Source organism: Arenimonas fontis (assembly GCF_008386465.1).
GTDB classification, from domain to species: domain Bacteria; phylum Pseudomonadota; class Gammaproteobacteria; order Xanthomonadales; family Xanthomonadaceae; genus Arenimonas; species Arenimonas fontis.
Genome location: NZ_VUOD01000004.1, coordinates 51078 through 70691, shown reverse-complemented (window position 1 = coordinate 70691; position 19614 = coordinate 51078). Strand labels below are relative to the sequence as shown.

General features: G+C 70.1%; 22 protein-coding genes. 11 read left to right on the top strand and 11 right to left on the bottom strand.

Translation table 11 applies throughout. The features are described 5' to 3' along the window. Positions 1-112 precede the first annotated feature (112 nt). From F0415_RS06345 to F0415_RS06320, 6 genes are read right to left on the bottom strand one after another with little or no spacing between them, the layout of a single operon-like run. Complete coding sequence (locus tag F0415_RS06345) at positions 113-1549, bottom strand: RNA polymerase factor sigma-54 (RefSeq protein WP_149860370.1); 1437 nt, start codon at positions 1547-1549, stop codon at positions 113-115. Positions 1550-1578: 29 nt separating this feature from the next. Continuing rightward, positions 1579-2298, bottom strand: a complete 720-nt coding sequence (lptB, locus tag F0415_RS06340) for an LPS export ABC transporter ATP-binding protein (protein WP_149860369.1) — start codon at positions 2296-2298, stop codon at positions 1579-1581. Beyond that, complete coding sequence (gene lptA / locus F0415_RS06335; RefSeq protein WP_188310312.1) at positions 2298-2795, bottom strand: lipopolysaccharide transport periplasmic protein LptA; 498 nt, start codon at positions 2793-2795, stop codon at positions 2298-2300. The genes lptB and lptA overlap by 1 nt, the downstream gene beginning before the upstream one ends. Then, a complete protein-coding gene (gene lptC, locus F0415_RS06330) occupies positions 2776-3336 on the bottom strand; it encodes an LPS export ABC transporter periplasmic protein LptC (RefSeq protein ID WP_149860367.1) in 561 nt (186 codons plus the stop codon). The genes lptA and lptC overlap by 20 nt, the downstream gene beginning before the upstream one ends. Further along, entirely contained in the window at positions 3333-3893 is a 561-nt protein-coding gene (locus F0415_RS06325) for a KdsC family phosphatase (RefSeq protein WP_149860366.1), read from the bottom strand. The genes lptC and F0415_RS06325 overlap by 4 nt, the downstream gene beginning before the upstream one ends. Positions 3894-3897: 4 nt before the next feature. Then, complete coding sequence (locus F0415_RS06320; protein WP_149860365.1) at positions 3898-4893, bottom strand: KpsF/GutQ family sugar-phosphate isomerase; 996 nt, start codon at positions 4891-4893, stop codon at positions 3898-3900. A 91-nt stretch (positions 4894-4984) separates the two neighbouring features. Here F0415_RS06320 and F0415_RS06315 point away from each other — a divergent pair, with 91 nt between their 5' ends. Next, entirely contained in the window at positions 4985-5224 is a 240-nt protein-coding gene (locus tag F0415_RS06315; RefSeq protein WP_149860364.1) for a BolA family protein, read from the top strand. 8 nt (positions 5225-5232) lie between these two features. Continuing rightward, a complete protein-coding gene (gene murA, locus F0415_RS06310) occupies positions 5233-6492 on the top strand; it encodes a UDP-N-acetylglucosamine 1-carboxyvinyltransferase (RefSeq protein WP_149860363.1) in 1260 nt (419 codons plus the stop codon). A 37-nt stretch (positions 6493-6529) separates the two neighbouring features. Here the strand turns inward: murA and F0415_RS06305 are convergent, their stop codons facing one another. From F0415_RS06305 to F0415_RS06295, 3 genes are read right to left on the bottom strand one after another with little or no spacing between them, the layout of a single operon-like run. Beyond that, a complete protein-coding gene (locus tag F0415_RS06305) occupies positions 6530-7249 on the bottom strand; it encodes a DUF3108 domain-containing protein (protein WP_149860362.1) in 720 nt (239 codons plus the stop codon). A 3-nt stretch (positions 7250-7252) separates the two neighbouring features. Continuing rightward, entirely contained in the window at positions 7253-7918 is a 666-nt protein-coding gene (gene purN / locus F0415_RS06300; protein ID WP_149860361.1) for a phosphoribosylglycinamide formyltransferase, read from the bottom strand. Between the two features lie 5 nt (positions 7919-7923). Further along, positions 7924-8919, bottom strand: a complete 996-nt coding sequence (locus F0415_RS06295; protein ID WP_149860360.1) for a polyprenyl synthetase family protein — start codon at positions 8917-8919, stop codon at positions 7924-7926. 164 nt (positions 8920-9083) lie between these two features. Here F0415_RS06295 and ssb point away from each other — a divergent pair, with 164 nt between their 5' ends. The 7 genes from ssb (at position 9084) to rfbD (ending at position 14352) form a co-directional block, all read left to right on the top strand. Then, a complete protein-coding gene (gene ssb, locus F0415_RS06290; RefSeq protein WP_149860359.1) occupies positions 9084-9581 on the top strand; it encodes a single-stranded DNA-binding protein in 498 nt (165 codons plus the stop codon). A 110-nt stretch (positions 9582-9691) separates the two neighbouring features. Next, positions 9692-10219, top strand: coding sequence for a hypothetical protein (locus F0415_RS06285; protein WP_149860358.1), 528 nt, complete (start codon positions 9692-9694; stop codon positions 10217-10219). 8 nt (positions 10220-10227) lie between these two features. Continuing rightward, positions 10228-10794 (top strand): NADPH-dependent FMN reductase, encoded by a 567-nt coding sequence (locus tag F0415_RS06280; RefSeq protein WP_149860357.1) that lies wholly within the window; start codon positions 10228-10230, stop codon positions 10792-10794. 157 nt (positions 10795-10951) lie between these two features. Continuing rightward, positions 10952-12007, top strand: a complete 1056-nt coding sequence (rfbB, locus tag F0415_RS06275) for a dTDP-glucose 4,6-dehydratase (RefSeq protein WP_149860356.1) — start codon at positions 10952-10954, stop codon at positions 12005-12007. Between the two features lies 1 nt (position 12008). Beyond that, entirely contained in the window at positions 12009-12893 is an 885-nt protein-coding gene (gene rfbA / locus F0415_RS06270) for a glucose-1-phosphate thymidylyltransferase RfbA (protein WP_149860355.1), read from the top strand. Then, a complete protein-coding gene (gene rfbC / locus F0415_RS06265; RefSeq protein WP_149860354.1) occupies positions 12890-13447 on the top strand; it encodes a dTDP-4-dehydrorhamnose 3,5-epimerase in 558 nt (185 codons plus the stop codon). The genes rfbA and rfbC overlap by 4 nt, the downstream gene beginning before the upstream one ends. After that, positions 13444-14352, top strand: a complete 909-nt coding sequence (gene rfbD, locus F0415_RS06260) for a dTDP-4-dehydrorhamnose reductase (RefSeq protein WP_149860353.1) — start codon at positions 13444-13446, stop codon at positions 14350-14352. The genes rfbC and rfbD overlap by 4 nt, the downstream gene beginning before the upstream one ends. On the opposite strand, the gene F0415_RS06255 is transcribed toward rfbD, so the two are convergent. Then, complete coding sequence (locus F0415_RS06255) at positions 14330-15916, bottom strand: peptide MFS transporter (protein WP_149860352.1); 1587 nt, start codon at positions 15914-15916, stop codon at positions 14330-14332. The two genes, rfbD and F0415_RS06255, sit on opposite strands and share 23 nt — an antisense overlap. 113 nt (positions 15917-16029) lie before the next feature. Between F0415_RS06255 and F0415_RS06250 the strand changes: the two genes are divergently transcribed. Both F0415_RS06250 and F0415_RS06245 read left to right on the top strand, forming a co-directional pair. Beyond that, on the top strand, positions 16030-18102 hold the full coding sequence (locus F0415_RS06250; protein WP_149860351.1) for a S9 family peptidase: 2073 nt from the start codon (positions 16030-16032) through the stop codon (positions 18100-18102). 7 nt (positions 18103-18109) lie between these two features. After that, complete coding sequence (locus F0415_RS06245) at positions 18110-18886, top strand: helix-turn-helix domain-containing protein (protein WP_149860350.1); 777 nt, start codon at positions 18110-18112, stop codon at positions 18884-18886. Between the two features lie 5 nt (positions 18887-18891). Here the strand turns inward: F0415_RS06245 and F0415_RS06240 are convergent, their stop codons facing one another. Continuing rightward, positions 18892-19608, bottom strand: a complete 717-nt coding sequence (locus F0415_RS06240) for a sulfite exporter TauE/SafE family protein (RefSeq protein ID WP_149860349.1) — start codon at positions 19606-19608, stop codon at positions 18892-18894. Between the last annotated feature and the right edge of the window lie 6 nt (positions 19609-19614).

Here is a 19614-nt window from a genome sequence, read left to right as displayed (position 1 = left end):
TCGGTTCGGGCCACAGCAGAACACAGGTCACGGCGGGCGGCCGTGACCGACGTCAAAAGGGGGTTCGGGGGGCGCCCCAGGGGCGCGGGCCGGGAATGACCATGGAGGGGCCTCAACCCAGCCGCTGCCGCTCGTTGGACGACGGGACGTTCATGGCTTCGCGGTATTTTGCCACGGTTCGCCGGGCCACGGGGATGCCCTCGGCCTTCAGGATTTCCGCCAGCCGCTGATCGGAAAGTGGCTGGCGCGGGTCCTCGGCCTCGATCAGCTTGCGCAGCATGGCCTGGATGGCGGTGGCGGAGGCGGCGCCGCCATGCTCGGTGGCGATGCCCGAGCTGAAGAAGTGCTTGAATTCGAAGGTGCCGCGCGGCGTGCGCAGGTATTTCCTGGTGGTGGCCCTGGAGACCGTGGACTCGTGCAGGCCGACCTCCTCGGCCACTTCGCGCAGGGTCAGGGGCCGCATCGCCTCGCTGCCGTGTTCCAGGAAGCCACGTTGCTGGCGGACGATGGCCCGGGCCACCTTCAGCAGGGTGTCGGCCCGGGTTTCCAGGCTGCGGATCAGCCAGCGGGCCTCCTGCAGCTGGCTGCGCAGGTAGCTGTCGTCCTCGCGGCTGGCCCGGCCGATCAAGCGTTCGTAGTGCCGGTTGATCGCCAGGCGCGGCTGGCTGCCGGGGGCCAGGGCGACTTTCCATGTGCCGCCCTGGCGGAAGGCGATGGCGTCCGGGGCGATGTATTCCGGAGTGCTGACGCCCACCTGGGCGCCCGGACGGGGGTCCAGGGAGCGCAGCAGGGCGACCGCTTCGGCCATGGCGGCGGGATCTTCGTTGAGCTGCGCGGCCAGGCGGTCCGGTCCGATTCTGGCAAGGCTGTCCAGATGGTCGCGGCACAGGCGCCGGGCGAGACCCAGGCCCGGGGTGTCCGGGCTCAGCAGGCTGAGCTGCACACACAGGCATTCGGACAGGCTGCGGGCACCGGCGCCGACCGGGTCGAAGCGCTGGATCATGTGGAGAACGGTCTCGATCTCCTCTGGTTCCACGGCGAACTCCGGCGAAATGGCCGCCTGGATGTCGCTCAAGGGGCAGTCCAGGTAGCCATCTTCGTTGATGGCCTCGATCAGGGCCTGGCCGATGGCCAGGTCACGCGGTCCCAGATGGCTCAGGCTCAGTTGCCAGAGCAGATGGTCCCGCAGGTCCTCCGGTGCCGATGCCAGGCTGTCCTCGGGCGTTTCGCCGTCCCCGAAAGGCGCGCCGCCGCCGGCTTCGGGCCAGTCCATCGGCTCGGGCGGTTCGTAGTCCGGGCCTTCCGCCGGCTCCCCCTGCTCGCCGGCCGGTTCCGGGCCGCTTTCCCCGACCGGTCTGCCGTCGGCAGGCGGCACGGCCTCCGCGATCGGCAGTTCGTCCTCCCGCTCCAGCAGCGGATTGGACTCCAGGGCGGCGTTGATTTCCGCCTCCAGTTCCAGGGCCGACAGCTGCAGCAAGCGGATCGCCTGGCGCAACTGGGGCGTCAGGGAGAGCTGCTGGCCAAGCCGGGTCTGAAGGGTGGGTTTCATGGCGGTCCGCGGGGGCGGTGGCCGCCAGACTACAGGCGGAAGGCGTCGCCGAGGTAGACGCGGCGGACATCCGGGTTGGCCAGGATGGCCTCGGGGGCGCCCTGGGCCAGCACGGCACCGTCGCTGAGGATGTAGGCGCGGTCGCAGATGCCCAGGGTTTCGCGGACGTTGTGATCGGTGATCAGCACGCCGATGCCGCGCGCTTTCAGATGCCGGACGATCTTCTGGATCTCGCCCACGGAGATCGGATCGACACCGGCGAACGGCTCGTCCAGCAGCATGAAGCGCGGCGCCGCCGCCAGCGCCCGGGCGATCTCGACCCGCCGCCGCTCCCCGCCCGACAGACTGGCGCCGGGCTGGCCGGCGACGTGGCCGATCTGCAATTCGTCCAGCAGGGCCGACAGTTCGCGGGCGCGGCCGTGCGCGTCCAGGTCCGGGCGCAGTTCCAGTACCGCGCCGATGTTGTCGGCGACACTGAGCTTGCGGAACACCGAGGCTTCCTGCGGCAGGTAGCCCAGGCCGCGTCGGGCCCGTTCGTGCATGGGCAGGGCGGTGATGTCGCGACCATCCAGCAGGATCCGGCCGGCGTCGGCCGAGACCAGGCCGACGATCATGTAGAAGCAGGTGGTCTTGCCGGCACCGTTGGGGCCAAGCAGGCCCACCACCTCGCCCGGTCGCAGCGACAGGCCGAACTCGCGCACCACCTTGCGCGAGCGGTAAGTCTTGGCCAGGCCCTCCGCGGTGAGCATCAGTCGCCGCTGGCGGACTTGGGCAGGATGCGCATGCTCACCCGGCTGCCGTCGCCGCCGCCGTCCAGGCGACCGGTGTTGATGTCGTACTTCACCGTCTCGCCACGAAGGGTGCCGCGCGGCTGACGGATCTCGACCGCACCGCTGAGCAGCATCAGCTCCTCGTTCGGCGTGTAGGTGATGCGGTTGGCGAAGGCGTCCATGGGCTCGCCGCTGTCGGAGACCTGTCGCAGGCGGGCCGGCGAACCGGTCAGGACGATACGGCGGATCTCGCCGGCGACCCGGTGGATCTCGGCGCGGTCGGCGTCCACTTCCAGGCTGCCCTGGCGGATCTTCACGTTGCCCTCCAGGGTCGAGACGCTGTCGTCCTCCAGCAGCGCGTCGGTGCGGTCGGCGCTGATGTCCATCGGTTGGTCGCGGTCGCTGGACTTGGCCGCCGCCGGCGCGGCCAGCAGCAGGGCGAGGGGCAGTAGCAGGCTAGCGGCGGCTGGGCGCATATCGGCCTTCGACATCGTTGAGGAGCTGGAAACGCTTGGCCCGCATGTCCACCCGCAGGCCGGTGCCGCGCAGTATAGAGTCGCCCTGGGAGACGGTCACCCGATCCTCGCTGCTGGCCTGTTCCCGGTCCGGAAAAACCGACAGCAGGCCGGTCTCGAAACGGGTGCGCAGGCCGGAATCGCCAGGTGGTCCGACCATGGTCACGTCCTGGCGAAGCTGCAATTCGTCGCCGCCGGGGCTCACCCAGGCGGTGGTCGAGCGGGCCGTCCAGCGGCCGTTCTCGCCGGGAAAGCCGAACACCGGCTGCTCGAGCAGCAGCGAACGGGCACCCGGTTCGCGGTACAGGTGCGGGCCGGTGACGGTGAAGGATTCTTCGCCGAGCTCGTCCAGCGCGATCAGCTCGTAGTCGCGCAGGACGTACTCGGAACGGTCGCCGGGCGGCGGCGGCCGCTCGTCGCGCAGGGCCAGGCGCCAGGCGACCACGCTGACCAGCACCACCGCGCTCAGTCCGAGGAAGATGTTGAGGCGGGTCCGGTTCATTTCGCGCCGAAGCGGGCCAGGATGTCGTCGCGCAGGCCGCGCGCCTCCAGCAACAGGTCGCAGAACTCGCGTACCGCGCCGGCACCGCCTGCGGCACGGCTGCGCCAGTGCACGAACTCGGCGACCCAGGGGTGGGCGTTGGCCGGCGCCGCCGCCAGCCCCGCCAGGCGCAGGGCCGGCAAGTCCGGCAGGTCGTCGCCCATGTGCGCGGTGTCCTGCAGCGGCAGGCCCAACTCCCCGGCCAGCCGGCGCAGGCAGGCGGCCTTGTCGTCCACGCCCATGTGCAGGTGTGACAGCCGCAGCTCGCGCACCCGTGCCGCCAGCGCCTGGCTGTGCCGGGCGGTGATGATGGCGACCCGGACGCCGTGGTCTTCCAGCAGGCGCAGGCCCATGCCGTCGAGCACGTGGAAGGATTTCGACTCGCCGCCGGCATCGTCGTAGTGCAGGCGGCCGTCGGTCAGGGTGCCGTCCACATCGAAGCAGGCCAGGCGGATGCGGGCGGCGCGGTCGTGCAGCGATGGCTCGTTCACGGCTGCCGGAGGCGGTTGCGGGACCATGCGATCAGACCACCCGCGCGCGCAACAGGTCGTGAATGTTCAGGGCGCCTATCACCCGTCGCTGATCGTCCACCACCACCAGGGCGCTGATCTTGTGCTCCTCCATCAGGTGTGCCGCCTCCACTGCCAGGGCCTCGGCGCCGATGGTCTTGGGGTTACGGCCCATCAGGGCGCTGATCGGGGTGGCGTGCAGGTCCGTGTCCTCGTCGTCCAGGGCCCGGCGCAGGTCGCCGTCGGTGAAGACGCCGCAGAGCTTGCCGTCGCCATCCACCACCGCGGTCATGCCCAGCCGCTTGCGGCTCATCTCCAGCAGGGCGGCGGCGGTGCTGACGTCGGCCGCGACGACCGGCACGTCCTCGCCGGTGTGCATCACGTCGCGGATGTGCAGCAACAGGCGCCGGCCCAGGCTGCCGGCCGGGTGCGAACGGGCGAAGTCCTCGGCGGTGAAGCCGCGGGCCTCCAGCAGGGCCACGGCCAGGGCATCGCCCAGGGCCAGCGAGGCGGTCGTGCTGGAAGTCGGGGCCAGGCCCAGCGGACAGGCCTCGGCCGGCACGCTGACGTCCAGGTGCACGTCGGCCAGGCGGGCCAGGCTGGACTGCGGGCGGCCGGTCATGGCCACCAGCGGATTGCCCTGGCGCTTGAGCGCTGGGACGATGGTCAGGATCTCGTCGCTTTCGCCGGAGTTGGACAGCGCCAGCACCACGTCGGCGTCGGTGACCATGCCCAGGTCGCCATGGCTGGCCTCACCCGGGTGCAGGAAGAAGGCCGGGGTGCCGGTCGAGGCCAGGGTGGCGGCGATCTTGGTGGCGATGTGGCCGGACTTGCCCATGCCGGTGCAGACCACCCGGCCCGTGCAGCCCAGCAGCAGGCGGCAGGCGGCCGCGAAGTCGGGGCCGATCCGGTCGTGCAGGGCCTGCAGGGCCCGGGTTTCGACTTCCAGCACCCGGCGGCCGCTGGCGGTGAAGTCGCTGTCGGGGAGCGGGGAGGGGTTCAGGCTCATGGCTACGGCCGGGGGCGCTGGAGGTTAGAATGGCCGGCATTCTAACGTCTGCCCGGCTTCCGCCGAGGCCGGACCCTCCGCGACCGATTCCATGACGCCCGATACCATCCGCCACCTGATCGAGGCCGGCCTGCCCGGCGCCTCCGCCGATGTCCGCGGCGACGACGGCGTGCACTTCGAAGCCACCGTCGTCTGCGCCGCCTTTGCCGGCAAGTTGCCGCTGGCCCGGCACCGGATGGTCTACGCCACCCTGGGCGAGCGGATGGGCGGCGAGATCCACGCGCTGTCGCTGCGCACCCTCACGCCCGAAGAAGCGGCCGGGGCGGGCTGAGGCGGACCATGGCGAAAATCGTCATCACCGGCGGCGAGCCGCTCCAGGGCGAGGTGCAGATTTCCGGCGCCAAGAACGCCGTGCTGCCCATTCTGGCCGCCACATTGCTGGCTGACGGGCCGATCTCGATCGGCAACGTCCCGCACCTGCACGACGTCACCACGACCATGGAGCTGTTAGGCGCCATGGGCGTGCAGCTGATGGTGGACGAAAAGCTCACCATCACCGCCGACCCGCGCTTCATCACTTCCACCGTGGCGCCCTACGAACTGGTCAAGACCATGCGCGCCTCGATCCTGGTGCTGGGACCGCTGGTGGCGCGTTTTGGCCATGCCGAGGTGTCGCTGCCTGGCGGCTGCGCCATCGGATCCCGCCCGGTCGAGCAACACATCCGCGGCCTGCAGGCCCTGGGCGCCGAGGTCATGGTGGAGAACGGCTTCATCAAGGCCCGGGCCGAACGCCTGCGCGGCGGCCGTTACGTGTTCGATCTGGTCACCGTCACCGGCACCGAGAACGTGATGATGGCGGCGACCCTGGCACGGGGCACCACGGTGCTGGAGAACTGCGCCATGGAGCCGGAGGTGGTGGACCTGGCCAACTGCCTGGTGCGCATGGGCGCGAAGATCGAAGGCGCCGGCACCAACCGCATCGTCGTGCAGGGGGTGGAGCGGCTCGAAGGCGTGCATTACGACGTGCTGCCCGATCGCATCGAAACCGGCACCTTCCTGGTCGCCGGCGCCATGACCGGCGGCCGGGTGGTGGCCCGCCGGACCCGCGCCGACATCCTCGACGCGGTGCTGGTGAAGCTCGAGGAGGCTGGGGCGCACGTGAATGTGCAAGCGGACGCCATCGAGGTGGACATGCGCGGTCGTCGGCCGAAGGCGGTCAGCCTGACCACCGCGCCCTATCCGGCCTTTCCCACCGACATGCAGGCCCAGTTCGCCGCGCTGAACACCATCGCCGAAGGCGTGGGCGTGATCACCGAGACCATCTTCGAGAACCGCTTCATGCACCTCAACGAACTGCAACGGCTGGGCGCCGACCTGCGCGTGGAGGGCAACACGGCCATCATCCGCGGCGTGGAGAAGATGACCGGCGCGCCGATCATGGCCACCGATCTGCGCGCATCGGCCTCGCTGGTGCTTGCCGGGCTGGTGGCGAAGGGCGAAACGGTCGTGGACCGCATCTATCACATAGACCGCGGCTACGAGAACATCGAGGAGAAGCTCGGTTCCCTCGGCGCTAAGATCCGCCGCTTGCCGAGCTGAGCCTCACGTGTCGGCGGCCGGCTTCCGGCGTCGGCGCTCAGTCGCCGCGGAGCCGGGCGATGCGCATGTCCACGACTTCGCCGTCTTCCTCGTACTGCTTGATCCGCAGCGGCAGCCAGCCGTGCTCGCGGGCGAACCACATCCTGGTGAGGCGGCCGCCGTCGCGGTCGCCGCGCTCCACCCTTACCGCCCGCAGCTCGCCGATCGCCGTGCGCAGGCGGACCCGGGCGGCAAAACGGTAGTCCTGTTGCTCCAGGGAGCCGCGGCTGGCCACCGGCAGGCCCAGTGTTCCGGTTTCCCTGCCATTCTCCAGCGCAGCCATCAGTGCCGCTGCCACGGCCTGTCTGTCCAGTACGCCCGGGCGGTAGGGCAGGTCCATCCGCTGCTCCTTCCAGGCACTGCGCACGACCCGTCCGGCCGCGTCCACCCGCAGCGATTCCTGCCGTTCCTTCCAGGCGGCCTTCTGCCGCATCGTGTACTCGATCGTTTCGAAGCCCCGGCCGGTCCAGGCCAGCAGCGAGCGTTCCTCGCGCCGGACGCCGGCAAGCCCGGCCAGGCCGCCGGCGGCCTCGCTGCGGGTGAGCATTTCCCAGCGGCCATCCGGCAGGCGGCGCAGGCCGATGCTGCCCTGACCGACCCTGGCGCCGTTGCGGTAGACGTCGTAGTCCGCCTGGAAGGCTTGCGGCGCAGTGGCCGCGGGCGCCGTCGTCGGCAGCAGCATGACCAGGGCGAGCAGGGCGGTCGCAAGTCCGTGCATGGCTCAGTCTCCGTGCAGGTGGTTGTCGTCGCCCAGCCGCAGCGGGCGCCGAAGCGGCACGCCGTCCAGGCGCGGGCATTCGGTATCCGGCTGCAGGCGCCCTTCGGCGATCAGGCCGACGCAGGCGCTGAGCAGGGCGTGCTCGCGCGGCAGCAACCGGGCCGCCAGCGAAGCCGGATCGTCGCCCGGGCGGACGGCGATGCGCACCTGCGCCAGCACCGGGCCGGCGTCCAGGGCCGGGATGACCACGTGCACGCTGGCGCCGTGTTCGCGATCGCCGGCGGCCAGGACCCGGGCATGTGTATCCAGGCCAGGGTGGTGCGGCAGCAGCGAGGGGTGGATGTTGATCATTCGGGGCATGAACCTGCGCACGGCATCTTCGCCGATGATGCGCAGGTATCCGGCGCAGACGATGAGGTCGGGCTGAACGGCGGCCACCTCGCTGAACAGTGCTTCATCATGCGCCGCCCGCGAGGCGAAGCCGCGCGGCGACACCGCGACCGCCGGCAGACCGGCGGCGCGGGCCAGGTCCAGGGCCCGGCAGCCCGGCCGGTCGGAGAACACGCCGACGACCCCGGCATGGACGCGGCCGCCGGCGATGGCATCCAGCAGGGCCCGAAGATTGCTACCGCGGCCGGAGGCCAGGACGGCGATGCGGAAGTCGCGCATCGTCCTCAGTGTTTGCGCACGACGGCGTAGCGGGCCAGGCCGCGCATGGCCTGCAGCCATTCGCTCTCCGGCAGGCCGTCCAGGCTGCGTTCGGCCAGGCCGGCGAAGTGCAGGGCACGTTCCTGGCTGTAGCCGATGCCGCCACTGGCGCCGATCGCGGCCAGCACCTCGGGCATGGCGCTGCTGTCGCCCGTTTCGACGATTTGCCGCAAGCGGGCCCGCAGGCCGGCTTCGCTGTGGGCCATGGCGTGGATCAGCGGCAGGGTGGCCTTGCCCTCGGCGAGATCGTCGCCCAGGTTCTTGCCCAGGTCGGCGCTGTCGGCGGTGTAGTCCAGCACGTCGTCGGCGATCTGGAAGGCCAGACCCAGGTTCAGGCCGTAGTCGTGCAGGCGCCGCTGCTCCGCCTCGCCGGCACCGGCGAGCAGGGCGCCCAGGCGGGTCGCGGCAGCGAACAGTACCGCGGTCTTGCGTTCGATCACCCGCAGGTAGGCGGCCTCGTCCGTGTCGGGATTGTTGACGTGCAGCAGTTGCAGCACTTCGCCCTCGGCGATGCGGTTGGTGGTGTCGGCCAGCACGGCCATCACCGGCATCGAATCCAGTTCCACCATCAGCTGGAAACTGCGCGAATAGAGGAAATCACCGACCAGCACGCTGGCGGCGTTGCCCCACAGGGCGTTGGCGGTCTTGCGGCCGCGGCGCAGATCGGATTCGTCCACCACGTCGTCGTGCAGCAGGGTGGAGGTGTGGATGAACTCGATGATCGCCGCCAGTTGGTGCACGGCCGGACCGCCGCCGCCCAGGGTGCGTGCCGCCAGGATCGCCAGCATCGGCCGCAGCCGCTTGCCGCCGGCGGCGATGATGTGCTCGGAGACCTGGTTGATAAGGACGACATCGGAGGCGAGCCGGCGCCGGATGAGGTCGTTGACCGCCGCCATGTCGGCGGCGACCAGCTCTTGGATGTCGGCGAAACCGGCGGCGGGGCTGTGCTGGGCATCGGGCATGGCGCGGATTATAGGCCGCGCGCCGGCCGGTCCGGGCTTGGCGCGCATTCGGGTAGGACAAGCGCGCGCCTTGGCGGCTCCGGCGACCGTGCCGTTTCCCAGGAGCCGGCGCAACGGCTACCCTAGGCGCCTTCCCGAGAGTCGGCTACGTAAGGACGAGCGCAATGGCCAGAGGCGTGAACAAGGTCATCCTGGTGGGCAACCTGGGCAATGACCCCGACGTTAAATACACCCAGGGTGGCATGGCCGTGACCACGCTCAGCCTGGCCACCACCAGCGTGCGCAAGGACCGTGACGGGAACACCCAGGAGCGCACCGAGTGGCACCGGGTGAAGCTGTTCGGCAAGCTCGGCGAGATCGCCGGCGAGTACCTGAAGAAGGGCCGCCAGGTCTATATCGAGGGCTCGATCCGCTACGACAAGTTCACCGGTCAGGACGGCCAGGAGCGCTACATTACCGAGATCATCGCCGACGAGATGCAGATGCTCGGTGGCCCGGGCGGCGAGGGCGGCGAGCGGCCCGGGCGTTCCGGCGGAGGCGAGCGATACGGCCGCGGTGGAGGCGAGCGTGGCGGGCCCGGGCCGGGGCGGGGCGGCCAGGAGCGGTCGGCGCCGGCCCAGCGCAACGAGGAACCCTTCCCGGATGACGACATTCCCTTCTGAGCTCGTCGCCAACCCGTTGCGTTAGCGACAACGATACGTAGCAACTGCCCGTATTGTTGCTAAATCATAGCTAATTATCATGGTGACCATCCGACTTTCCCGGTGGCGCCATGAACGATCTGCCTGCCTTTTTCCTGCGCCTGGGCTTGGCCGGCATTCTTGCCGACCGGGGCCTGGCCGGTCTGGCCGGCGCTGCCGCCCTGACGGTGGCCCTGCCGTCCGTTCTGGCCATGCTGGCTGCGCTGGCCTTGCTTGTCGGTTATCAGGTCCGTGCGCTGGCGCTGGCGGCGGGCCTGTTGGCACTGGTCCAGGCCATGTCCATGCCCTGGGACTTCCGTACCGCCCTGGCGGGGCTGCCGGTCGCGGGGCATCTGTTGACGGCGGTCGGATTGCTGGCCCTGGCCCTGCTGGGGCCCGGCGGCTTCAGCCTGGACGCATGGCTGCGCCGGCGTCTGCTGCGCAGGCTGGAATGCGGCTGCGCCATGGACGGCGCCTTCACGACCGCCCGGTCAGGCTGGGGTCAGCGCCTGGCCGATGCCTGCGTCGAAGCCCGCCTTAGGCACATGCCCGCCGTGTTGCGCTGGCTGCGCTCCCCGGGAACCGGGCCGGATCCGGACCAATTCCATTACCGTTCGTGAGGTGAACCATGGACAAGCTCGATCTCGCCGTCATCGTCGGTTCCAACCGCCGTGAGTCGATCAATCGCCGCCTGGCCCGGGCCCTGGTCCGCCTGGCCGGCGACCGGGTCCAGGCCCGGTTCATCCGCATTGACGACCTGCCGATCTACAACCAGGACCTCGAGCCCGGCCGCACGCCGGAGGTCCACCGCTTCACCGCCGAGCTGGCGAGGGCCGAGGCCATCCTGATAGTGACGCCGGAGCACAACCGATCGATCCCGGCGGTGCTCAAGAACGCCATCGACTGGGGTTCGAAGCCGGCCGACCGCAACGTCTGGCGTGACAAGGTGGTCGCCATCACCGGCGCCTCGCCCGGCGCCATCGGCACTGCCGTGGGCCAGCAGCACCTGCGGCAGGTGCTCGGCGCCCTCGGCGCGCTGGTGGTGGGGGGCGAGGCCTACGTCAGCTTCAAGCCTGACCTGGTGGAGGCGGACGATCGCATTGCGGTCGAGGCTACCCGCGAATTCCTCGGGCAGTGGCTGGACCGGTTTCTCGGGGTCGCCAGCCGGATGCGCCCGCTCAGGGCCGTCGCCTGAGCACGGCCTGGCGCCGGCAGGCCTTCGGTCCTGTTCGCGGCTGGACGCTCCCGGGAGTGGATGGAACAATGGCCGCGCCTGAGCACATGGCGCGGCCGGCCGGTCGGGCGGCGCATGCCGCTCCCGCGGGCGGTCCGGCGCCCGACGAGGGGAATGGATGCGGACCTGGCTGGTCACCGGCGGCGCCGGTTTCATAGGCGGCAACTTCGTCCTGGACGCGGTGGCCTCCGGCGTGCGCGTGGTCAACCTGGACGCGCTGACCTATGCGGGCAACCTCGACACCCTGGCCCCGCTACAGGGCCATCCGGCGCACGTCTTCGTGCACGGCGACATCGGCGACCGCACCCTGGTGACGCGCCTGCTTGCCGAGCACCGGCCCTCGGCCATCCTCAACTTCGCCGCCGAGAGCCACGTGGACCGTTCCATAGACGGCCCGGCCGCGTTCGTCCGGACCAACGTGGTCGGCACCCTGAACCTGCTGGAGTGCGCCCGCGACTACTGGCGTTCGCTGGAGGGCGAGGCGCGCGAGGGTTTCCGTTTCCTGCACGTCTCCACCGACGAGGTCTACGGCTCGCTGGGCGAGACCGGCAGGTTCACCGAGGAAACGCCGTACGCGCCGAACTCGCCGTACTCGGCCTCCAAGGCCGCCTCCGACCACCTGGTACGGGCCTTCCACCACACCTACGGGCTGCCGGTGCTGACCACCAACTGCTCGAACAACTACGGGCCCTACCAGTTTCCCGAGAAGCTGATCCCGCTGGTGATCCAGAAAGCGCTGGCCGGCGAGCCGCTGCCGGTGTACGGCGACGGCAAGAACGTGCGCGACTGGCTCTACGTCAAGGACCACTGCGCCGCCATCCGCCGGGTGCTGGAGGCAGGCCGGATCGGCGAGACCTACAACGTCGGTGGCGACGCCGAACGGCAGAACATCGAGGTGGTGAAGGCGGTATGCGCGCTGATCGACCGGCGCCGTCCGCGCCAGGACGGGCAGCCGCGCGAATCGCAGATCACCTTCGTCAGGGACCGCCCCGGCCACGACCGCCGTTATGCCATCGACGCCTCCAAGCTCAAGCGCGAGCTGGGCTGGGCGCCGACGGTGAGCTTCGAGCAGGGCCTGGCGGCCACCGTGGACTGGTATCTGGACCATGCCGATTGGGTGGCCCGGGTGCTGGACGGAAGCTACCGGCTGGAACGTATCGGCATGGGGGCCTGACATGGCGCGCAAGGGCATCATCCTGGCCGGCGGCTCCGGCACCCGGCTTTATCCGATAACCCAGGCGGTCAGCAAGCAGCTGCTGCCCGTGTACGACAAGCCGATGATCTATTACCCGCTCAGCGTGCTCATGCTGGCGGGCATCCGCGAGGTGCTGGTGATCAACACGCCGCACGAGCAGGAACTGTTCCGCCGCCTGCTCGGCGACGGCAGCCGCTGGGGGATGGACATCCGCTATGCCGTGCAGCCCAGCCCGGACGGCCTGGCCCAGGCTTTCCTGATCGGCCGCGAATTCCTCGCCGGGCAGCCCAGCTGCCTGGTGCTGGGCGACAACATCTTCCACGGCACCGGCCTGACCGGCCTTCTGCGCAAGGCCGATGCCCGACAGCAGGGCGCCACGGTGTTCGGCTATCGGGTCCGCGATCCGGAACGTTACGGCGTGGCGGAATTCGACGCCGACGGTCGCGTGATCGGCATCGAGGAGAAGCCGGCCCGGCCGCGGTCGAACTACGCGATCACCGGCCTGTACTTCTACGACGGTCGGGCGCCGGAGTTCGCCGCCGGGCTAGAGCCGTCGGCCCGCGGCGAGCTGGAGATCACCGACCTCAACCGCTGTTACCTGGACGAGGGCTCCCTGCACCTGGAGCAGCTGGGGCGCGGCTACGCATGGCTGGACACCGGCACCCACGGCAGCCTGCTGGAAGCGGCGAACTTCATCGAGACCATCGAGGCGCGCCAGGGCCTGCGGGTCTGCTGCCCGGAGGAAATCGCCTGGAGCAATGGCTGGATCAACGATGAGCAGCTACTGGCGCTGGCCAGGCCGCTGGCCAAGAGCGGCTACGGCGATTATCTGCTGGGCCTGGTCAGGCGCGAGGCGGGACCGTGAAGCGGATCGAAACCGGCCTGGCGGATTGCGTGGCGTTCGAGCCGGCGCTGTTCGAAGATGCCCGCGGTTGCTTTTTCGAAGCCTGGAGCCGGGATGCGCTGGCGGCGCAGGGGCTGGACACGAGCTTCGTCCAGGGCAACGTCTCGCGTTCGGTCCACGGCGTGCTGCGCGGCCTGCACTACCAGTGGCCGGGACCGCAGGGCAAGTACGTCAGTGTGCTGGAAGGCGAGGTCTGGGACGTGGCGGTGGATATCCGTCGCGGCTCGCCCACTTTCGGGCAGTGGACCGCGGTGGTGCTGAGTGCGGAGAACCGGCGTCACTTCTGGATTCCCGAGGGCTTCGCCCACGGCTTCGTGGTGCTGTCCGACAGCGCCCTGGTGAGCTACCTGGTCACCGCGCCCTATGATCGCGTCGCCGATGCCGGCATTCGCTGGAACGACGCCCGCCTGGGCATCGACTGGCCGGTATCCAGGCCGCTGCTGTCGGAGAAGGACGCCAAGGCACCCTTCCTGGACGAGGTGCCCGAGGACAGGCTGCCGGTGTACGCGGCATGAGGATCCTGCTGCTGGGCGCCGACGGCCAGCTCGGCACGGAGTTGCGGCGCCGCCTGGCGGGCCTGGGCAAGGTGGTGGCCGGCACGCTGTCCGGCCGGCTTCCGGATGGAGAGGCCTGCGAAGCGGTGGACCTGACTCGGCCGGAAGCATTGCCTGCCCTGGTCGCGCGGGTGGCGCCGGCGCTGGTGGTCAATGCCGCCGCCTACACCCAGGTGGACCTGGCCGAACGGGAGCCGGAGCTGGCCTTCGCGATCAACGCGGAGGCGCCCGGGCTGCTGGCCAGGGCCTGCAGCGCCGCCGGTGTCCCGCTGGTGCATTTCTCCACGGACTATGTGTTCGACGGGCAGGGCAGCCGCCCCTGGCGCGAGGACGACCCGGCCCGCCCGCTGGGCGTTTACGGCGCCAGCAAGCTGGCCGGCGAGCAGGCGGTGCTGGCGGCGGACGCCCGACACCTGGTGTTCCGCCTGTGCTGGGTGTATGCCGCGCACGGCCACAATTTCCTGCGCACCATGCTGCGCCTGGCCGGCGAGCGCGAACGGCTGCGCGTGGTGAACGACCAGCGCGGCGCGCCGACGCCGGCGCACTGGATCGCCGACGTCGTGGCGAAGGTGCTGGCGGCCGGGCATGAGCGCGGCGGGCCCTATCATCTCGCTGCCGCCGGCGAGTGCAGCTGGTACGAGTTCGCCTGCGCCATCTTCGAAGGCGCGGTGGCGCGTGGCCTGCTGGCCAGGGCGCCGCAGGTCGAGGCCATCAGCACGGCGGACTATCCGACGCCGGCCCGCCGGCCGGCCTGGTCGCGCCTGGACTGCAGCCGCCTGGCCAGGGATTTCGGCCTGGCCCTGCCGGACTGGCGGCAGGGCCTGGACGAGGTGCTGGACCGGCTCAGCCGCGCGTCAGCCGCCTGAGCGCCGGCGTCAGCAGGAACATCAGCAGGCCCGCCGCCAGGCCGATCCACATCATGTCGGTGAACACCTCGGCGTAGACGGCCAGGGACTTGGCGACGCTGAAGCTGCCGTCGGCCTCCGGCTCGACCGCCGCCCAGGTGCCCATGCGTCCGGCGATGATTTCGCCGAAGGCCGAGAACAGGAACCAGGCGCCCATCATCAGGCCGACCGCGCGCGGGATCGACAGCGAGGTCACTGCCGACAGGCCCACCGGCGACAGCACCATCTCGCCCAGCACCAGCACGAAATACGCCGCCACCATCCACCACAGGCTGACCAGGCCGCCCTCGCCCGGGTTGGCGGCGGCGAAGGCCAGCACGCCGAAGGCCAGGCCGCAGAACACCAGGCCCCAGGCGAACTTGGCCGGATAACTCGGGTTCAGGCCGGCCTTGTCCAGGCGCGGCCACAGCCAGGCGAAGACCGGGCTGAGCGCGATCACGAACAGCGCGCCCAGGGCCGTGGTCTGGCCGGCCGTCCACTCGATGCCGAAGGTAGTGCGGTCCATGGCGCGCTCGGCCATGGCCACCCAGGGCCCGTAGGTTTGCTCGTACAGGCCCCAGAACAGGGCCGAGATCACGATCAGCACCATCAGCACGATCATCCGGCCACGCTCCACCGGCGTGATGCCGGACATCAGCAGACGGATGAACCAGACGAACAGGCCCAGGCCGAGCACCACCGCCACCACCTCGGTCAGGGTGACCTCATGGCCGCCGAACACCTCGCCAAGGAAGCCGAAGTCGATGCGGGTCTGCAGGATCCACCAGACCGCCGCCACCGTGGCCAGGCCGGCCAGGTAGATCAGCGATTCCCGGCTGAACGGTCCGAACACCCGGCTCCGCAGCCGCTCCGGCTCGGCCGGCTCGGCCTGGCCCAGCAGGTGCTCGCGGCCCCAGACGAACTGCAGCAGGCCCAGCAGCATCATCAGGCCGGCCAGGCCGAAACCGTAGCCCCAGCCGATCCGTTCGCCGACGTAGCCGACGATCAGCGAGGCGGCGAAGGCGCCGACGTTGATACCCATGTAGAAGATGGTGAAGCCGGAATCACGGCGGGGATCGGTATCGGCGTACAGCCGGCCGACGATCGTGGAGATGTTGGGCTTGAGAAAGCCGACACCCACCGCGATCAGCGCCAGCGATGCATACATCACCTGCACTGCGAACACGTCCTGCTGCGCCTGCCCCTGCAGGCCGGCGGCCGCCTGTCCGGTATAGGCCATTCCGAACTGGCCCAGCACCAGCAGCAGGCCGCCGAATACCACTGCCTTGCGCATGCCGAGGTACTTGTCGGCCAGGGCGCCGCCGAGCAGTGGCAGGGCGTAGGCCAGGCCGGCGTAGGTGCCCAGCAGCAGGTAGCCGTAGTGGTCGCTGAACAGGTGGTGCTTGGTCAGATAGAGGAACAGCAGCGCCTTCATCCCGTAGAAGGAGAAGCGCTCCCACATCTCGGTCAGGAAACAGACGAACAGGCCCTTGGGGTGGCCCAGCAACTGCGCCCCGGCCGGGGGCAGGGTGGTGGCGTGATTCACGTTCCGGCTCCGTGGAAGGACGGGGGAGTATAGCCACGCTGGTCGCCGGCTTTGCCCGCCATGGCGGGGCGGCCTACCATTGGCACTCTCTTCGCGACGAGGATCCCTCCCTCATGTTCCTGCGCCCCCGCCTGCTCATGCTGCTCCTGTCGGCCTTGCTGGCCGGCCCGGTCCTGGCCGCCAGGCCCTTCGACGTCCGCGACCTGGTCACCCTGGAACGGGTGTCCTCGCCCACCCTGTCGCCGGACGGGCGCAGGCTGGTGGTGGCGGTGCGGCAGACGGACTTCGAGGCCAACAAGGCCAGCACCGGCCTGTGGATCGAGGATCTGTGGGCGCGGGATGCGGCGCCGCCGGTGCGTTTCACCCCGGAGGGCTTCAACGTCAACAGCCCGGCTTTCTCGCCGGATGCCGCCCATGTTTATTTCCTGTCGGCCAAGTCCGGTTCGCAGCAGCTCTGGCGCCAGGCCGTGGCCGGTGGTGAACCGGTGCAGGTGACCGACTTCCCGCTGGACGTGGGCAGCTACAAGCTGTCGCCCGACGGTCGCCAGGTGGCACTCAGCATGGAGGTGTTCACCGACTGCGCCGACCTGGCCTGTACCCGGGCCAGGCTGGACGAGCGCGCCGCCGCCAAGGCCACCGGCAGGATCCATGACCAGCTTTTCGTGCGGCATTGGGACACCTGGGCCGACGGTCGCCGCAACCAGCTGTTCGTGGCCGCGCTGGGCGAAGACGGCAAGGCCGCCGGCGAGCCGGTGCGGGTCAGCGCCGGAGTGGAAGGCGACATCCCGAGCAAGCCCTTCGGTGATGCCGGCGAGTACGCCTGGGCACCGGATGGGCAGTCGCTGGTGTTCGCCGCCCGCCTGGGCAACCGCGAGGAGGCCTGGTCCACCAACTTCGACCTGTACCGGGCCTGGGTGCGGGCCCGTCGCGCGCCGCAGAACCTGACCGCGGACAACCTGGCCATGGACACCGGCCCGGTGTTCAGCGGCGATGGCCGCACGCTCTATTACCGGGCCATGAAGCGTCCCGGCTTCGAAGCCGACCGCCTGGCCCTGATGGCCATGGACCTGCGCAGCGGCAAGGTGCGCGAGATCGCCCCGGACTGGGACCGCAGCGCCGACGGCATCAGGCTCTCGGCCGACGGCAAGGCCATCTACACCACCGCCTACGACCTGGGCACGCATCCGCTGTTCCGCGTGGACATCGCCAGCGGCGAGGTGACCAAGGTGGTGCCGGGCGGCAGCATCGGCGGCTTCGACCTGGCCGGCGACACCCTGGCCTATACCCTGGACAACCTGAAGACGCCGGCTCAGGCCTTCGTGGCGCGGGCCGACGGCAGCCAGCCGCGCCAGGTGACCCGCAACAACGAGGAGAAACTGGCCGGCCTTGCCTTCGGCGACTACGAGCAGTTCAGCTTCGCCGGCTGGAATGGCGAAACGGTGTATGGCTACGTGGTCAAGCCGGCCAACTACGAGCCGGGGAAGAAGTATCCGGTCGCCTTCCTGATCCACGGTGGTCCCCAGGGCAGCTTCGGCGACAACTTCCACTACCGCTGGAACCCGCAGACCTATGCCGGCCAGGGTTTCGCGGCGGTGATGATCGACTTCCACGGCTCGGTCGGCTACGGCCAGGCCTTCACCGACTCGATCTCGCAGGACTGGGGCGGCAAGCCGCTGGAGGACCTGCAGAAGGGATGGACCGCGGCGCTGCAGAAGTACGACTTCCTCGACGGCGGGCGCGCCTGTGCCCTGGGTGGCAGCTACGGCGGCTACATGGTGGCCTGGATCGCCGGCAACTGGCCGGACGGCTTCGACTGCCTGGTCAACCACGCCGGCGTGGTCGACACCCGCATCATGGGTTTCAACACCGAGGAGCTGTGGTTCACCGAGTGGGAGAACGGCGGCACCCCGGTGCAGGTTCCGGAGAACTACGAGAAGTTCAATCCCATCAACCACGTCGGCAGGTGGAAGGCGCCGATGCTGGTCATCCACGGCCAGCTCGACTACCGGGTGCTGGTGGAGCAGGGCCTGGCGGCGTTCTCCGCCGCGCAGCGCCAGGGCGTGCCTAGCCGGCTGCTGTATTTCCCGGACGAGAACCACTGGATCCTCAAGCCGCACAACAGTGTGCTCTGGCACGACACCGTCAATGCCTGGCTGAAGCACTGGACGGCGGAACGGGCGGAGTGACCGGGCCATGAGCGGATCCGGCGCCGGAGCCGTCGCCTTCGACCTGGAGCGATTGCGGCGCAGTTGCGCCTCCTGTTCCCTGCACGTGCTCTGCCTGCCGGCGGGCATCGGCGGCGAGGACCTGCACCGGCTCGAGGAAATCGTGCGCAGCCGCCGGCCCCTGGCCCGCGGCGAGCATCTGTACCGGGTCGGCCAGGGCATGTCGGCGCTGTACGTGGCCCGCGAGGGCGCCTTCAAGACCGTGGCCCTGGACAGCGAGGGCGAGGAGCAGGTGGTGGGATTCCACCTGCCCGGCGAGCTGATGGGCCTGGACGGCATGGGCCGCGGCCGGCACGGCTGCGACTCGGTGGCGCTGACCCAGGCCACCGTCTGCGAGATACCGATGAGCAAGCTGGAGGAAATCTGCGGCGAGGTGCCGGGGCTGGGCCATCAGCTGTTGCGGATCATCGGCCAGGGCATCAATCGCGACCAGAGTCATCTGGAAATGCTGGGCCGCAAGCAGGCCCAGGAGCGGGTGGCCCTGTTCCTGCACGGCCTGTCCGAGCGTTATCGCCTGCTCGGCCTGCCGGGCGACATGTTCACCCTGCCGATGAGTCGGGAGGACATCGCCAGCTACCTCGGCCTGGTCATAGAGACCGTCAGCCGGACACTGACGCGCCTGCAGGACGAGGGCGTGATCGCGGTACGCGGGCGCAAGCTGCGCATCCTCGACCGCGAGCGGCTGGACGCGCTGGTGCATGCGCCGGCGACGCCCGCCAGGCCACACCAGGCCGGCAGGGGCTGAGCCGCTCAGATCGAGCGGCAGCCCATCGCCTCGAGCACGGCGTGGATGGCGGGTTGTCCCGCCAGCCAGGGCGCGGCCATGGTCGTCAGCCCGGCCAGGCCGACCAGGGTCGCCGCAGCGGCCCGGCCACCGCGGCGCGAGAGCAGACCCCCCAGGCGCGCACCGCTCCAGGTCACCGGCACCATCGTCGCCAACGTGCCCAGGCCGAAGGCCAGCATCAGCAGACCGCCATGCAGGGCGCTGGCCTCCAGCCACGCCGCCGCCAGCACCGTCGTGGAAAGACCGCAGGGGAGCCAGCCCCAGAACAGACCCTGCAGCCAGGGCCGCAAGGGCCCGGCGGCCGGTACCAGCCGCTGCTGCAGTGGCCGTAGCCAACGCCATGCCAAGGCGCTGCCGCGGGCCAGGAACCCCAGCTTCTCCGGCCAGAGCAGGCGCAAGGCCACCATTACCAGCAGCAGTCCCAGGCCCACCCGCAGCGCCGTCGCCAGGCCGTCCACCCGTGCCACCGCCAGCAAGCCGCCGCCCAGGCCGCCGACGATGGTGCCGGCCAGGGTGTAGCCCAGCACGCGGCCGGCGTTGAGGGTGAGGGCATGGCCCAGGCCGGGCCCGCCCGACTGCGCCGACAGGCCGACCGCGATGCCCCCGCACATGGCCAGGCAGTGCACGCCGCCGAGCAGGCCGGTGAGCAAGGCGGCGCCGAGGGTCAGCAGGTCGATCGGCATGCGGAT

Bases quoted from the DNA above. Each gene is read 5' to 3' on its own strand.
- F0415_RS06345 (WP_149860370.1), bottom strand. From the start codon at position 1,549: ATGAAACCCACCCTTCAGACCCGGCTTGGCCAGCAGCTCTCCCTGACG.
- lptB (WP_149860369.1), bottom strand. From the start codon at position 2,298: ATGCTCACCGCGGAGGGCCTGGCCAAGACTTACCGCTCGCGCAAGGTG.
- lptA (WP_188310312.1), bottom strand. From the start codon at position 2,795: ATGCGCCCAGCCGCCGCTAGCCTGCTACTGCCCCTCGCCCTGCTGCTG.
- lptC (WP_149860367.1), bottom strand. From the start codon at position 3,336: ATGAACCGGACCCGCCTCAACATCTTCCTCGGACTGAGCGCGGTGGTG.
- F0415_RS06325 (WP_149860366.1), bottom strand. From the start codon at position 3,893: ATGGTCCCGCAACCGCCTCCGGCAGCCGTGAACGAGCCATCGCTGCAC.
- F0415_RS06320 (WP_149860365.1), bottom strand. From the start codon at position 4,893: ATGAGCCTGAACCCCTCCCCGCTCCCCGACAGCGACTTCACCGCCAGC.
- F0415_RS06315 (WP_149860364.1), top strand. From the start codon at position 4,985: ATGACGCCCGATACCATCCGCCACCTGATCGAGGCCGGCCTGCCCGGC.
- murA (WP_149860363.1), top strand. From the start codon at position 5,233: ATGGCGAAAATCGTCATCACCGGCGGCGAGCCGCTCCAGGGCGAGGTG.
- F0415_RS06305 (WP_149860362.1), bottom strand. From the start codon at position 7,249: ATGCACGGACTTGCGACCGCCCTGCTCGCCCTGGTCATGCTGCTGCCG.
- purN (WP_149860361.1), bottom strand. From the start codon at position 7,918: ATGCGCGACTTCCGCATCGCCGTCCTGGCCTCCGGCCGCGGTAGCAAT.
- F0415_RS06295 (WP_149860360.1), bottom strand. From the start codon at position 8,919: ATGCCCGATGCCCAGCACAGCCCCGCCGCCGGTTTCGCCGACATCCAA.
- ssb (WP_149860359.1), top strand. From the start codon at position 9,084: ATGGCCAGAGGCGTGAACAAGGTCATCCTGGTGGGCAACCTGGGCAAT.
- F0415_RS06285 (WP_149860358.1), top strand. From the start codon at position 9,692: ATGAACGATCTGCCTGCCTTTTTCCTGCGCCTGGGCTTGGCCGGCATT.
- F0415_RS06280 (WP_149860357.1), top strand. From the start codon at position 10,228: ATGGACAAGCTCGATCTCGCCGTCATCGTCGGTTCCAACCGCCGTGAG.
- rfbB (WP_149860356.1), top strand. From the start codon at position 10,952: ATGCGGACCTGGCTGGTCACCGGCGGCGCCGGTTTCATAGGCGGCAAC.
- rfbA (WP_149860355.1), top strand. From the start codon at position 12,009: ATGGCGCGCAAGGGCATCATCCTGGCCGGCGGCTCCGGCACCCGGCTT.
- rfbD (WP_149860353.1), top strand. From the start codon at position 13,444: ATGAGGATCCTGCTGCTGGGCGCCGACGGCCAGCTCGGCACGGAGTTG.
- F0415_RS06250 (WP_149860351.1), top strand. From the start codon at position 16,030: ATGTTCCTGCGCCCCCGCCTGCTCATGCTGCTCCTGTCGGCCTTGCTG.
- F0415_RS06245 (WP_149860350.1), top strand. From the start codon at position 18,110: ATGAGCGGATCCGGCGCCGGAGCCGTCGCCTTCGACCTGGAGCGATTG.
- F0415_RS06240 (WP_149860349.1), bottom strand. From the start codon at position 19,608: ATGCCGATCGACCTGCTGACCCTCGGCGCCGCCTTGCTCACCGGCCTG.